The organism is Pseudomonas sp. P5_109 (assembly GCF_034009455.1).
GTDB lineage: Bacteria > Pseudomonadota > Gammaproteobacteria > Pseudomonadales > Pseudomonadaceae > Aquipseudomonas.
The window spans coordinates 5,301,635-5,314,161 of sequence record NZ_CP125380.1 but is presented as its reverse complement, the minus strand read 5'-3'; the positions used below and the strand labels follow the sequence as shown (position 1 = coordinate 5,314,161).

At 62.4% G+C, this 12,527-nt stretch carries 12 protein-coding genes; 9 read left to right on the top strand and 3 right to left on the bottom strand.

Annotated features, from left to right (window positions below; all coding sequences use genetic code 11):
* Window positions 1-63: 63 nt before the first annotated feature.
* Both QMK54_RS23455 and QMK54_RS23450 read left to right on the top strand, forming a co-directional pair.
* The gene (locus tag QMK54_RS23455) at window positions 64-1,530 is read left to right on the top strand and encodes a purine-cytosine permease family protein (RefSeq protein ID WP_320401434.1); all 1,467 of its coding nucleotides are present in this window, start codon (window positions 64-66) and stop codon (window positions 1,528-1,530) included.
* Complete coding sequence (locus QMK54_RS23450; RefSeq protein WP_320401433.1) at window positions 1,523-2,452, top strand: PfkB family carbohydrate kinase; 930 nt, start codon at window positions 1,523-1,525, stop codon at window positions 2,450-2,452. Before QMK54_RS23455 ends, QMK54_RS23450 begins: the two co-directional genes overlap by 8 nt.
* Window positions 2,453-2,539: 87 nt before the next feature.
* Here the strand turns inward: QMK54_RS23450 and QMK54_RS23445 are convergent, their stop codons facing one another.
* Window positions 2,540-2,863 carry a hypothetical protein gene (locus QMK54_RS23445; protein ID WP_223591120.1) on the bottom strand — a complete coding sequence of 108 codons (324 nt, stop codon included), beginning with the start codon at window positions 2,861-2,863 and terminating at the stop codon, window positions 2,540-2,542.
* 81 nt (window positions 2,864-2,944) lie between these two features.
* Window positions 2,945-4,150, bottom strand: coding sequence for an MFS transporter (locus QMK54_RS23440; protein WP_320401432.1), 1,206 nt, complete (start codon window positions 4,148-4,150; stop codon window positions 2,945-2,947).
* Between the two features lie 351 nt (window positions 4,151-4,501).
* Between QMK54_RS23440 and QMK54_RS23435 the strand changes: the two genes are divergently transcribed.
* From QMK54_RS23435 to QMK54_RS23410, 6 genes are all read left to right on the top strand, one after another.
* The gene (locus tag QMK54_RS23435) at window positions 4,502-4,984 is read left to right on the top strand and encodes a GNAT family N-acetyltransferase (protein WP_057713732.1); all 483 of its coding nucleotides are present in this window, start codon (window positions 4,502-4,504) and stop codon (window positions 4,982-4,984) included.
* A gap of 150 nt (window positions 4,985-5,134) precedes the next feature.
* Entirely contained in the window at window positions 5,135-6,127 is a 993-nt protein-coding gene (locus QMK54_RS23430) for a 2-dehydro-3-deoxygalactonokinase (protein WP_110661750.1), read from the top strand.
* A 19-nt stretch (window positions 6,128-6,146) separates the two neighbouring features.
* Window positions 6,147-6,767 (top strand): 2-dehydro-3-deoxy-6-phosphogalactonate aldolase, encoded by a 621-nt coding sequence (locus QMK54_RS23425; protein WP_223591124.1) that lies wholly within the window; start codon window positions 6,147-6,149, stop codon window positions 6,765-6,767.
* Window positions 6,768-6,815: 48 nt separating this feature from the next.
* On the top strand, window positions 6,816-7,964 hold the full coding sequence (dgoD, locus tag QMK54_RS23420; protein WP_102671668.1) for a galactonate dehydratase: 1,149 nt from the start codon (window positions 6,816-6,818) through the stop codon (window positions 7,962-7,964).
* A 171-nt stretch (window positions 7,965-8,135) separates the two neighbouring features.
* Window positions 8,136-9,446: an MFS transporter gene (locus QMK54_RS23415; RefSeq protein ID WP_110663167.1), complete on the top strand. Its 1,311-nt coding sequence runs from the start codon at window positions 8,136-8,138 to the stop codon at window positions 9,444-9,446.
* A 60-nt stretch (window positions 9,447-9,506) separates the two neighbouring features.
* Entirely contained in the window at window positions 9,507-10,310 is an 804-nt protein-coding gene (locus QMK54_RS23410; protein ID WP_223591125.1) for an IclR family transcriptional regulator, read from the top strand.
* Here the strand turns inward: QMK54_RS23410 and QMK54_RS23405 are convergent.
* Window positions 10,307-11,359 (bottom strand): NAD(P)-dependent alcohol dehydrogenase, encoded by a 1,053-nt coding sequence (locus tag QMK54_RS23405; RefSeq protein ID WP_320401431.1) that lies wholly within the window; start codon window positions 11,357-11,359, stop codon window positions 10,307-10,309. The two genes, QMK54_RS23410 and QMK54_RS23405, sit on opposite strands and share 4 nt — an antisense overlap.
* Before the next feature lie 180 nt (window positions 11,360-11,539).
* Here QMK54_RS23405 and QMK54_RS23400 point away from each other — a divergent pair, with 180 nt between their 5' ends.
* Window positions 11,540-12,430, top strand: a complete 891-nt coding sequence (locus QMK54_RS23400; RefSeq protein WP_110662841.1) for an AraC family transcriptional regulator — start codon at window positions 11,540-11,542, stop codon at window positions 12,428-12,430.
* The last annotated feature ends 97 nt before the right edge of the window (window positions 12,431-12,527 follow it).

Genomic DNA, 12,527 nt, shown 5'->3' with positions numbered 1-12,527 from the left:
GGCTGTTGTGTCGATTTCCCGAATTGCCCACAACCACAACAAATGGCAACAGGAGCATTTTTCATGAGTTCAACCAACGCCGGGCAAAGCGCCGGGCAACTGGAAACCCGTGGCATCGAACCGGTGCCGGAATCCGAGTGCAACGGGCATCCGCTGCAACTGTTCTGGGTCTGGTTCGCCGCCAACATTTCCATCCTCGGCCTGCCGCTGGGCGCGACCCTCGTGGCCTTTCGCGGGTTGGCGATCTGGCAGGCGATCATTGTCGCGATCCTCGGTGCCGCCGGTTCCTTCGCGGTGGTCGGGATCATCTCCATCGCCGGCCGTCGCGGCCGTGCGCCGAGCCTGACCCTGTCGCGAGCGATCTTCGGTGTGCGCGGCAACATCGGCCCGACGCTGGTCTCGCTGATGTCGCGCCTGGGCTGGGAAACGGTCAACACCACCACCGCTGCGTTCGTGCTGCTGTCGCTGTGCTCGATCCTGTTCGGCTCGCCGGTGGAAGCCAAGAGCGCACCGCTGCTGACCCTGGTGTTCATCGCGATTTTCGTGCTGCTGACCTTGTCGGTGTCCGGCCTCGGCCATGCGACTTTGCTGGTGATTCAGAAGTGGGCGACCTATGTGTTCGGCGCGCTGAACATTCTGGTCGGTGGTTTCCTCTGCGCGACCATCGACTGGAGCGCGGTGTTCAACGCCACGCCTGCACCGCTCAGCGCGATGATCATCGGCGTCGGCACCATGGCCGCCGGCACCGGCATCGGTTGGGCCAATGCGGGCGCGGATATGTCGCGCTACCAGCACCGCAGCGTCAAGGCCGTGCGCCTGGTAGCGTCGGCGGCGTTCGGTGCGGGGATTCCGCTGGTGCTGCTGATCACCCTTGGCGGCTTGCTGTCGGTGGGCAACAACGACCTGGCGCAAGCCACTGACCCGATCATCGCGATCCGCGACATGCTGCCGACCTGGATGGCCGTGCCGTACCTGATCACTGCCTTCGGCGGCCTGCTGCTGTCGAACAACCTGTCGGTGTACTCCGCCGGCCTGACCACGCTGACCCTCGGCCTGAAGGTCAAGCGCGTCTATGCCGTGGTGGTCGACATCGTCGCGATCTTCGCCGGTTCGATCTACTTCATGCTGATCGCCGACAGCTTCTACGGTCCGTTCATTACCTTCATTTCCCTGCTGGCGGTGCCGATCACGGCGTGGGTCGGGATCTTCGTGGTCGACCTGATTCACCGTCACTACTACAGCCCCAAGGACCTGCTGGACGTCAGCCCGAGCAGTGCCTACTGGTATCGCGGCGGCATCGAGTGGCGCGCATTCGGCGCGTGGGCGATCGCCATTGTGCTGGGTTTCAGTTTCACCACCATCGGCACCACCGCGCAAAACGTCTGGTTCAAAGGTTTTCTGTCCGATTCATGGCTGGGCCACAACGGCCTCGGCTGGATCGTGACCTTCGTGGTCGCTGGCGGGATTTACTTTGTACTCGGCGGGGCCAGGGATCGCCGCGCCGCCATGATCGAGAATGCTCATGCCTAGAATGCTGCACACCGGTCAGGTCATCATCGACCTGGTCATGGCCGTGGACAAACTACCCGAGGCGGGCGGTGACGTGCTGGCGCAGTCCGCCAGTTTCGAAGCCGGCGGTGGTTTCAATGTGATGGCCGCTGCTCAGCGCAATGGTCTGCCGGTGGTCTACCTTGGCCGCCACGGTAGCGGACGCTTCGGTGATCTGGCCCGTGACGCGATGAACGCCGAAGGTATCCGTATTGGCATTGCTGGCCGCGCCGAGCGCGACACCGGGCTGTGCGTGGCCATCACGGACGCTTCGGCCGAGCGCAGTTTCGTCTCCTACATCGGCGCCGAAGGCGAGTTAAGCGCACAGGATCTGGCCAGCGTGCCGGCCGAGGCGGGCGATTACGTTTATGTCAGCGGCTACAGCCTGCTGCACGTGGGCAAGGCGCAAGCGCTGGTGGATTGGACGTTGGCGCTGCCGGATGGAGTCAATGTGGTGTTCGATCCGGGCCCGCTGGTGGATTCGCCGGACGCGCCGCTGATGCAAGCCTTGCTCGCGCGCATCGATGTGTGGACCAGCAATGCCGTGGAAGCGCTGAAATTTACCGGCGCGTCGGACATTGCCCAGGCGCTGGATTGCCTGGCCGAACATTTGCCGGTCGGGGTGCTGATGGTGGTGCGCGACGGGCCCAACGGTTGCTGGATCAGCCAGGGCGGCGAGCGCCGGCATGTGCCGGGATTCAAGGTCGACGCAGTGGACAGCAACGGCGCCGGCGATGCCCATGCCGGTGTGTTTGTGGCGGGGCTGGCGCAGGGCTTGTCGGCGTTTGATGCGGCGCGGCGGGCCAATGCGGCAGCGGCGCTGGCGGTCACCCGCTGGGGGCCGGCGACTTCGCCGGGGGTGGCTGAAGTGGATGAGTTGATCAGTAAGACCTTCAGCGGCTGATCTGCCGCCATCGCGAGCAAGCTCGCTCCTGCAGGGGGCTGCGTTTGGCACAGATCTTGGCGAGGCATGCGGTTTTCCCCGGGTTCACTATTCGCGCATATGGCTTTCCTTGTCCTCGGTGGTGCTTGAGCCGAGGCCGCCGCTGCTGGGGGTTTTGCTGTCAGGCAGATTCGTCCCGCCCTGACGTCCCATGTCATTGCCCTGGGTGCGTGGATCGGTGCCGGTGGAGGGGGGGAGGTTTTGATCGATCGTGGTGCCGTCGGTGTTCATCCCGGGGGCACTCTGAATGGCGGGGGCCCTGGGCTTTTCCACCGGGTTGGTCGGGCCGGTGCTCGAGCCGATGGTCCCGGCGAACGCGGCAGAGGACAGCAGAGCAGTGAGGGCGAGGGCGGTCAACCTGGACAGGATCATGGTGTTGTCTCCAACGAGTAGAGTCCTTACCTGATTAGTCCGTCCTCGGTCCGGATGGGTGCATTATTCGCGACGAACGGCTCAGGCTTGCTGCAGCGCCTTGGTCGTGGTCACCCGACGCCAGATCAACCGACCCACGGTGATCAGCCAGTTGAACGAGGCAACCGCCAACATCGTGAGCAACAGTGTGGCCATGCCTTGCTCGACGATGATTTTCCCGGCCAGCAATGGGAAGCCGAACACGCCGATGAAGTACGACAGGCTGAACAGCAGCAAGGATTGCGCGGTGGTGCCGTTCGGCGCTTCATTGGCGGCCAGGCCGTTGATCACCGAGTAAGTCAGGCCGTAACCGATCCCGAGCATCACCGCCGCGAGGACGTAGCTGACGCTGCTGTCGACGACAAAACCGAACATCACGATCGATGCCAGCATCAGCCCCGAAAGCAGGCACGAGGCGCGCAATGGATCGCGCTTGACCACGAACCCGGCAACCAGCATGCGGCCGCTGATCGCCGCGCTCATGAAACCGAGGAAGAACAACGAATAGTCGAGTGAGCGCGCCGCCGCGTAACTGGTTTGAAAGCTCGACAGGCCGCCGAACACGCAGCCGCCTAGACCGACCATGATGATCGGGAAAATGGCCCGGGACGACAGGACCTGACCTGCTGCGCGCCAGGAAATCCGCGACACGCTGGTTGATTGGGTGTTCGCCTGTTTCAACTGCCGATCCAGGCGCCAGAACAGCAGCACACCGATCAGGCTGGCCAGCGCGGCCAGATAAAACGCAGCGGTCACCGGATAACCAAGGGCGCTCGCCGCGCGACCGAGCAAGGGGCCGCTGCCGATCCCGGTCATCATGCTGCCCGACAGCAGGGCGAAGTACTTGGCGCGTTGTGCGGGCGTCACCAGGCTCGCCACGATGATCGGCCCAAGCGTGTAGAACACGCCCCAGCCCAGGCCCAGCAGCAGGCCGAAAAACAACAACAGCTGGCCGAAACCCGGCGTCAGGGCGAAACCCAGGCTGGCCGCCACCAGCAATACACCGAACAACGCCACGGATCGGGCGGCACCGAGCAAGTCGGACAAATGGCCGGAAACGATCACCGCCGCAAAGGTGCTGAGCATCGCCGCCGAAATCACACTGCCGGCGTCGTGCTCGTTGCCACCGCGTGAGCTGATCAACAGCGACAGCAAAAAAGTCGAGCCATAGGACAACGACAACAGGTAACTGGCGAGGCAAAACAGGCCGAACAACCTGCTTGAAACAGGGGGTGTCGCGGTAGACATGACGCGGTTCCTTGACCGGATAAATGAGCAGCGTTGCTATCTAACCATGCAGCGCGCGAATGTTAGGTTCGAGGTTATCGATGCCAGGGTTAGTGCCTGCCGGAGTAACGATCTGCCATAAGAGCGCTTTTGTGGCGAGGGGGCTTGCCCCCGTTGGGTTGCGCAGCAACCCCAATAAAAACACTGGAGTCTTTCTGGTGTAACGCAATCGCTGAGAAAGGGCCTGCTTCGCAGGCCAACGGGGGCAAGCCCCCTCGCCACAGGCAAACCCCCTCACCACAGGCAAGCCCCCTCGCCACAAGTACCGCGCCGACTTAGTATGGCGTTTTCCACTTTTGACAAGGCACGTCCATGACGATCGAAATCCGCCCGGCGACCCCCAGTGACGCACCGCAAATCCTCGCGTTCATCACTGAACTGGCCGACTACGAACGTGCCCGCCATGAAGTCATCGCCAGCGTTGCCGACATCGAGCGCAGCCTGTTCAGCGAAGGCGCCACCGCCCATGGCCTGATCTGCCTGCGCGAGGGTGCACCCATCGGTTTCGCGGTGTTCTTCTTCAGCTATTCCACCTGGCTGGGTAGCAATTGCCTGTACCTCGAAGACCTGTACATCACCCCGGAACAGCGCGGCGGCGGTGCGGGCAAGACCCTGCTGCGGCATCTGGCGAAAATCGCCTGCGCCAACGACTGCGGCCGTTTCGAGTGGAGCGTGCTGGAGTGGAATACGCCGGCCATCGACTTCTACAAGTCCCTGGGGGCGCAGCCGCAGGAGGAGTGGGTTCGTTATCGGATGGATGGCGCGGTGCTGCGGGATTTCGCCGCGGGCAACTGAACTGATCGCGTTTAAAAAATCGCAGCCTTCGAGCTGCGATTTTTTTGTGATGTCTCATAATATGGGATTGATATTTATATATTGAGATTTTCCCCTGCCCAGGTTTATAGTCCAGCTCACTCACTGCCAAAAACCAAAACAGGTGAAGCGATGCAGGCGCAATTGATCGCGCTCGACTGGGGGACAACCTCATTACGTGCTTACAAACTGGCTGAAGGCGGGCAAGTGCTCGAACAGCGATCGCTGTCGTCGGGGATCATGCAGCTGCCGAAGGCGCCGCGAATCATTGGCGGCCGCGAATGCACCGATGGTTTCGAACTGGCCTTCGATGAGGCGTGCGGCGACTGGCTCGATGCGCAGCCGCAATTGCCGGTGATTGCCTGCGGCATGGTCGGCAGCGCCCAGGGCTGGTGCGAAGCTGCTTACCGCGACACGCCGGCAAACGTCGCCACTCTCGGTACTTCCTTGCAAACCGTGCGCAGCGTGCGCGGTGTCGATGTGCACATTGTGCCCGGCGTTATCCAGCGTTCGCGTTTGCCGAACGTGATGCGCGGCGAAGAAACCCAGGTGCTCGGTGTACTGCAAAACCTGGCGGGCGGGGCGGGCGCTGATCTGCTGATCGGCCTACCGGGCAGCCATTCGAAATGGGTGGAAGTGGCCGACGGTTGCATCGTGCATTTCGATACGTTCATGACCGGCGAAGTGTTCGCCGTGCTCAGCGAGCACAGCATTCTCGGGCGCACCCAACAGCGTGGTGGGTCCTTCGATGGCGACGCATTTGATCGCGGTGTGCAGGTCGCGTTGTCGGCGGACGGCGAAACCGGCCCGCTGTCGACCCTGTTCAGCGCCCGCAGCTTGGGGCTGACCGGCGAATTGAGCGCCACCGCCCAGGCGGACTACCTCTCCGGCCTGCTGATCGGCCACGAGTTGGCGGCCCTGGCTTGCGTGCAGCGACGCCGCCGCAACAGCGTGCATCTGCCGTCGATCATCCTCATCGGTAATACCCAACTCTGTGCCCGCTACAGCCGCGCGCTCGATGCCTGCGGTTTTGCCCGGGTAACCCTGGCCGAACAGGCCACCGAACGCGGATTGTGGCAACTGGCGCTCGCTGCCGGCCTGGTCACGTCCACCGCATCCCGTTAAACCTGCCTGGAGACCTGACATGCTCAAACAAGCGCTGGCGCAAAACGGCCTGATCGCGATCCTGCGCGGCCTGCGTCCACAGGAGGCCGCCGCCATTGGCGAAGTCCTGTACGCCGCCGGATTTCGCGTCATTGAAGTGCCGCTCAATTCCCCTGAGCCGTACGAAAGTATCCGCATCCTGCGCAGTACCTTGCCTGCCGATTGCCTGATCGGTGCCGGCACGGTGTTGACGCCGGAACAGGTCGAGCAGGTGAAAGCCGCGGGCGGCCAGGTGATTGTCATGCCCCACAGCGATCCGAAAGTCCTGCGCGCAGCGAAAGCGGCGGGGCTTTACCTGTCGCCAGGTGTCGCTACACCGACCGAGGCTTTTGCCGCGCTGGCTGAAGGCGCGGATGTGCTGAAGCTGTTCCCTGCCGAGCAGATGGGCCCGGCAGTCGTCAAAGCCTGGCTCGCCGTATTGCCTGCCGGAACCATTCTGGCGCCGGTCGGCGGTATCACACCGGACAACATGCAGTCGTTCATCGACGCTGGCGTCAAAGGTTTCGGCCTCGGCTCCGGTCTGTTCAAACCGGGCATGACCCCTCTGCAAGTGGCGGCCAATGCCAAGGTCTACGTCGCTGCCTGGAAAGCCCTTCGCTAAGACTTCTTTGAGCGCCGAGCGCGCTGCATCTAATAAGAGAGCCAAAAGATGAAAATCACCAAACTGACTACCTTCATCGTTCCGCCGCGCTGGTGCTTCCTCAAGGTCGAAACCGACGAGGGCGTGACCGGTTGGGGCGAGCCCGTGGTCGAAGGTCGCGCCCACACCGTTGCCGCCGCCGTTGAAGAATTGTCCGACTACCTGATCGGCAAGGACCCACGCAACATCGAAGACATCTGGACCGTGCTGTACCGAGGCGGCTTCTACCGTGGCGGCGCGATCCACATGAGCGCCCTGGCCGGTATCGACCAGGCCTTGTGGGACATCAAGGGCAAGGCGCTGGGTGTGTCGGTCAGCGATCTGCTGGGTGGTCAGGTGCGGGACAAGATTCGTGTGTATTCGTGGATCGGCGGCGACCGTCCGGCGGACACGGCGCGTGCGGCGAAAGAGGCGGTCGAGCGTGGTTTCACCGCGGTGAAAATGAACGGCACCGAAGAGCTGCAATTCCTCGACACCTTCGACAAGGTTGACCAGGCCCTGGCCAACGTCGCGGCCGTGCGCGATGCGGTCGGCCCGAACGTCGGCATAGGCGTGGACTTCCATGGCCGGGTGCACAAGCCCATGGCCAAGGTGCTGATGAAGGAGCTTGATCCGTACAAGCTGATGTTCATCGAAGAGCCGGTGCTCAGCGAAAACTATGAAGCGCTGAAGGAGTTGGCGCCGCTGACCAGCACGCCGATTGCCTTGGGTGAGCGGCTGTTCTCGCGCTGGGACTTCAAGCGCGTGCTCAGCGAAGGCTACGTCGACATCATCCAGCCGGATGCCTCCCACGCCGGCGGCATCACCGAAACCCGTAAGATCGCCAACATGGCCGAAGCCTACGACGTCGCGCTGGCGCTGCATTGCCCGCTGGGTCCGATTGCCCTGGCGGCCTGCCTGCAACTGGACGCGGTTTGCTACAACGCGTTCATCCAGGAGCAGAGTCTGGGCATCCATTACAACGAGAGCAACGACCTGCTCGACTACGTCAAAGACCCACGGGTGTTCGACTACGACAAGGGCTTCGTGAAGATCCCGAACGGCCCGGGCCTGGGCATCGAGATCAACGAGGAATACGTGATCGAGCGCGCGGCCATCGGCCACCGCTGGCGCAACCCGATCTGGCGCCATGCCGACGGCAGTTTTGCCGAGTGGTGAGTGATCTCTAACCCACCACAGATCCCTTGTAGGAGCCGGCTTGCTGGCGATAGCGGCACATCATTCAATATTGATGGTGCCTGACACACCGCTATCGCCAGCAAGCCGGCTCCTACAGGGTTAGCGCCAGTCTTGGAACGACCTCAATAAACATAAGAAGAGGCACCCCTCATGCAACCGCAAACCCTCACCGGGCAGGCGTCGTTGGTGACGCCCAGCCGTAAGCGTTTTTTCATCATGGTGCTGTTGTTCATCACGGTGGTGATCAACTATCTGGATCGCAGCAACCTGTCGATTGCTGCGCCGGCGCTGACCAGCGACCTGGGCATCGATCCGATCCATGTCGGTCTGATTTTCTCCGCATTCGGCTGGACCTACGCCGCCATGCAGATCCCCGGCGGTTGGTTGGTGGACCGCGTGCCGCCACGGATCCTGTATAGCGTCGCCTTGCTGCTGTGGTCGGTGGCCACGGTGATGCTCGGCTTCGCTGCCAGTTTCATCGCACTGTTCGTGCTGCGCATGGCGGTCGGTGCCCTGGAAGCGCCGGCGTACCCGATCAACAGTCGCGTGGTCACTACTTGGTTCCCCGAGCGCGAGCGCGCCACGGCCATCGGTTTCTACACCTCCGGGCAATTCGTCGGCTTGGCTTTCCTGACGCCGGTGCTGGCCTGGCTGCAGCACGAATTCGGCTGGCATATGGTGTTCGTTGCCACGGGTTCGGTGGGCATTGTGTGGGCGCTGATCTGGTACGCGGTGTATCGCGAGCCGCGGGATTTCAAAGGCGCCAATGACGCGGAAATCGACTTGATCCGCGAGGGCGGCGGGTTGGTGGATATCCAGGCCGAGCAGGCCAAGGTCAAAGCCAAATTCAGCTGGACCGACCTTGGCATTGTCCTGACCAAGCGCAAGCTCTGGGGTATCTACCTCGGGCAGTTCTGCCTCAACTCGACGTTGTGGTTTTTCCTGACCTGGTTCCCGACTTACCTGGTGAAATATCGCGGCATGGACTTCATCAAGTCCGGGCTGTTGGCATCGCTGCCGTTTCTCGCCGCGTTTGTCGGTGTGCTGTGTTCCGGGTTCTTCTCGGACTTTTTGATCCGTCGCGGCTGCACGGTAGGTTTCGCCCGCAAGTTGCCGATCATCAGCGGCTTGCTGATTTCCACCTCGATCATCGGCGCCAACTTCGTTGAGTCGACACCGCTGGTGATTGCCTTCCTCGCGCTGGCGTTTTTCGGCAACGGCCTGGCTTCGATCACCTGGTCGCTGGTGTCGACCCTGGCTCCGGCGCGCCTGCTCGGGCTGACCGGCGGGGTGTTCAACTTCATCGGCAACCTGTCGGCGATCGCCACGCCTATCGTGATCGGTTTCCTCGCGACAGGTGATTCCTTTGCCCCGGCGATCACCTACATCTCGGTATTGGCGTTGATTGGCGCGCTGTCCTACATCCTGCTGGTGGGCAAGGTCGAGCGTATCAAGTTGTAGTCGTGGCACGCGGGCGACCATAATGCCGCCCGTTCACTCGCACAACGGTAAAGGCTGGATATGCAGGAAGACGCCCCAAAAATCGCCAAGGACGCCGCACCGACCGGCACCCAGACCCTGCTTCGCGGGTTGGGTGTGGTTCATGCCGTGGCCAGCGGTGCCCGCGATCTCAAGGAAATCGCCCGGCTGATCGGCACCACGCGCAGCACCACCCATCGCCTGGCCAGTTGCCTGGTGGAGGAGCGTTATCTGCGGGTGGTGCCGCAAGTCGGTTATCTGTTGGGGCCGAAACTGATTGAGCTGGGCTTTCAGGCCCGTGAAGAGTTGCCCTTGGTGACCCTGGCCGGGCCGTATCTGGATGAGTTGTCGGCGTTGACCGGCGACACCATTCACCTGGCGATTCGTGAGGGCGACGAAGTGCTGTACCTGCACAAGAACCCGGGGCGCAATGGCCCGGAAATGCGTTCGCGGGTTGGCCATCGCATGCCATTGGCGCGCACCGGCATCGGCAAGGCGCTGATGCTCGATGATTCGCCGCAAGAGTGGCAGCGCCTGTACGAAGTCAGCCTGCCGGTGGGTGGCAAAAACCAGTTCTGGCCGCAGCACCCGGAGCAATCCTGGGAGCAGTTCGAGCAGCGCATGGTCGAGTACGTAGCTGGCGGTTATGCCTTCGACCTGGAAGACAACGAACCGTCGATCCGTTGCGTGGCGGCGCCGATCCGCGATGCCAGCAAGCGCATCGTCGCTGGCATCAGCATCGCCAGCACCGTGCCCTACATGCCGCTGGAAAAAATGGCCGAGCTGATTCCCCTGATCAAAGGGGTCACGGCCCGGCTGTCGGCGGAGCTTGGCCTCAAGGTTTAAACCTTGAGGGTCGCCATGTCGATGACGAAGCGGTACTTCACGTCACCGGCGATCATGCGCGCGTAAGCCTCGTTGATCTGGTGGATGTCGAGCATCTCGATGTCGCAGGTGATGTTGTGTTCGGCGCAGAAATCCAGCACTTCCTGGGTTTCGGCGATGCCGCCGATCAGCGAACCGGCGAGCACGCGACGCCCCAATACCAGTTTGGCGGCATGCACCGGCGGCTCCACCGGTTCGATCAACCCCACCAGAATATGCACGCCGTCGAATCGCAGCGTATCGAGGTAAGGGTTGAGGTCGTGCTGTACCGGAATGGTGTCGAGCAGGAAATCGAAGTGGCCGGCGGCGGCCTGCATCTGCGCGTCATCGGTGGACACGACCACATGGTCCGCACCCTGGCGGCGAGCCTCTTCGGCCTTGCTTGCCGAACGGGTGAACAGCGTCACTTCGGCGCCCATGGCCTTGGCGAACTTGATGCCCATGTGACCGAGGCCACCCATGCCGAGAATCCCGACCTTGTCACCGGCCTTCACGCCGTAGTGCTTGAGTGGTGAGTAGGTGGTGATGCCGGCGCACAGGATCGGCGCGGCGCTGGCCGGGGCCAGTTTTTCCGGGATGCGCACCACAAAGTGCTCACTGACCACGATGCTGTCGGAGTAGCCGCCCATGGTGTTGCTGCCGTCGACCCGGTCCGGGGTGGCGTAGGTCATGGTCGGGCCTTCGAGGCAGTATTGCTCCAGGTCGGCCTGGCAAGCTTCGCAGCGGCGGCACGAGTCGACCATGCAGCCAACACCGACCAAATCGCCGACTTTGTGTTTAGTGACGTTTGCACCGACGGCGGTAACTTTGCCTACGATTTCATGGCCAGGCATCAACGGGTAAACGGCAATGCCCCACTCGTTGCGGGCCTGGTGGATGTCGGAATGGCAGACGCCGCAGTAGAGAATCTCGATGGCAACGTCGTCAGGCCTTGGGCTGCGACGTTCGAATTTCACGGGGGCGAGGGGAGTGCTAGCCGACTGAGCGGCGTATCCGATGGCGGTGTACATGGTGAACCTCGCAAAAGCAGTGACAGGTGAGGTGGCGCATTCTGGGCGCCGTCCCCCGTACCGACCATGGCGATTCCTCCGGGTGTCATGCCTATTCCTCCGGCATCGGCCTTTGATTGATCGCAATGGCGATCAGACCTGCGATGATGTTTTCATCCCTTTTTCCGTGAAGCTTTTTCAATGCAGTTGACCCGTCACCTTGATGCCAATGCCACGCTGGTTTCGCTGATCGAGCCGCTGTCCACCCGCGACGGTTTCGTCCCGACTGGATTGCCGGGCGTACAGGTTCTGCGGGCCAGTTGCGATGTGGCCCGTGGGCCGCAGATCTACGAGCCGAGCCTGGTGATCATCGCCCAGGGCAGCAAACTGGCGTACCTGGGGCCGCGCACCCTGGAATATGGTGCAGGTCACTACCTGATTCAGGCGCTGCCGGTGCCGTTCGAGTGTGAAACCTTTGCCGCGCCGGATGGACCGATGCTCGGGGTATCGGTCGCGATCGATCGGGTGATGCTGGGCGAGCTGGTATTGGCGATGGGCCTGGCGCCAGGGCGGCATATTCCGGCGCAAACGCCTGAGTCGATGACCTCGGCAGTACTCGACGACGCCATGCGCGGTTGTGTCGAGCGACTGCTGCGTTGCCTGCACGATCCGCTGGAATGCCAGATCATGGGGCCAGCGCGTTTGCGCGAGTTGCTGTTCGTCGCATTGCGCGGTCCGCAAGCGGATGTATTGCGGGCGCTGGTGGAGCAGCAGGGGCAGTTCGCCCGGATCGCGGCGTCGCTCAGTCATCTGCACGCGCATTACACCGAACCGCTGAACGTCGAGACCCTGGCCAGTTGCGCGAACATGAGTGCCTCGACCTTTCATGAGCATTTCAAGCGCAGCACCTTGTTGTCGCCGGTGCAGTATCTGAAGCGATTGCGTTTGCTCAGGGCGCAGCAGTTGTTGCTGGGCGAGGGACTGGGTGTGGCGCAAGTGGCGCACCGGGTGGGGTATCAGAGCACGTCGCAGTTCAGTCGCGAGTACAAGCGCTACTTCGAGCGCAATCCGGGAGAAGAACGCGCCGCCTGACCCACCGCCAACCCTTGTAGGAGCCGGCTTGCCGGTGATAGCGGTGTGACAGAAGACATCCATTTCGACTGATACGCCGCCATCGCCGGCAAGCCGG

Bases quoted from the DNA above. Each gene is read 5' to 3' on its own strand.
- QMK54_RS23455 (WP_320401434.1), top strand. From the start codon at position 64: ATGAGTTCAACCAACGCCGGGCAAAGCGCCGGGCAACTGGAAACCCGT.
- QMK54_RS23450 (WP_320401433.1), top strand. From the start codon at position 1,523: ATGCCTAGAATGCTGCACACCGGTCAGGTCATCATCGACCTGGTCATG.
- QMK54_RS23445 (WP_223591120.1), bottom strand. From the start codon at position 2,863: ATGATCCTGTCCAGGTTGACCGCCCTCGCCCTCACTGCTCTGCTGTCC.
- QMK54_RS23440 (WP_320401432.1), bottom strand. From the start codon at position 4,150: ATGTCTACCGCGACACCCCCTGTTTCAAGCAGGTTGTTCGGCCTGTTT.
- QMK54_RS23435 (WP_057713732.1), top strand. From the start codon at position 4,502: ATGACGATCGAAATCCGCCCGGCGACCCCCAGTGACGCACCGCAAATC.
- QMK54_RS23430 (WP_110661750.1), top strand. From the start codon at position 5,135: ATGCAGGCGCAATTGATCGCGCTCGACTGGGGGACAACCTCATTACGT.
- QMK54_RS23425 (WP_223591124.1), top strand. From the start codon at position 6,147: ATGCTCAAACAAGCGCTGGCGCAAAACGGCCTGATCGCGATCCTGCGC.
- dgoD (WP_102671668.1), top strand. From the start codon at position 6,816: ATGAAAATCACCAAACTGACTACCTTCATCGTTCCGCCGCGCTGGTGC.
- QMK54_RS23415 (WP_110663167.1), top strand. From the start codon at position 8,136: ATGCAACCGCAAACCCTCACCGGGCAGGCGTCGTTGGTGACGCCCAGC.
- QMK54_RS23410 (WP_223591125.1), top strand. From the start codon at position 9,507: ATGCAGGAAGACGCCCCAAAAATCGCCAAGGACGCCGCACCGACCGGC.
- QMK54_RS23405 (WP_320401431.1), bottom strand. From the start codon at position 11,359: ATGTACACCGCCATCGGATACGCCGCTCAGTCGGCTAGCACTCCCCTC.
- QMK54_RS23400 (WP_110662841.1), top strand. From the start codon at position 11,540: ATGCAGTTGACCCGTCACCTTGATGCCAATGCCACGCTGGTTTCGCTG.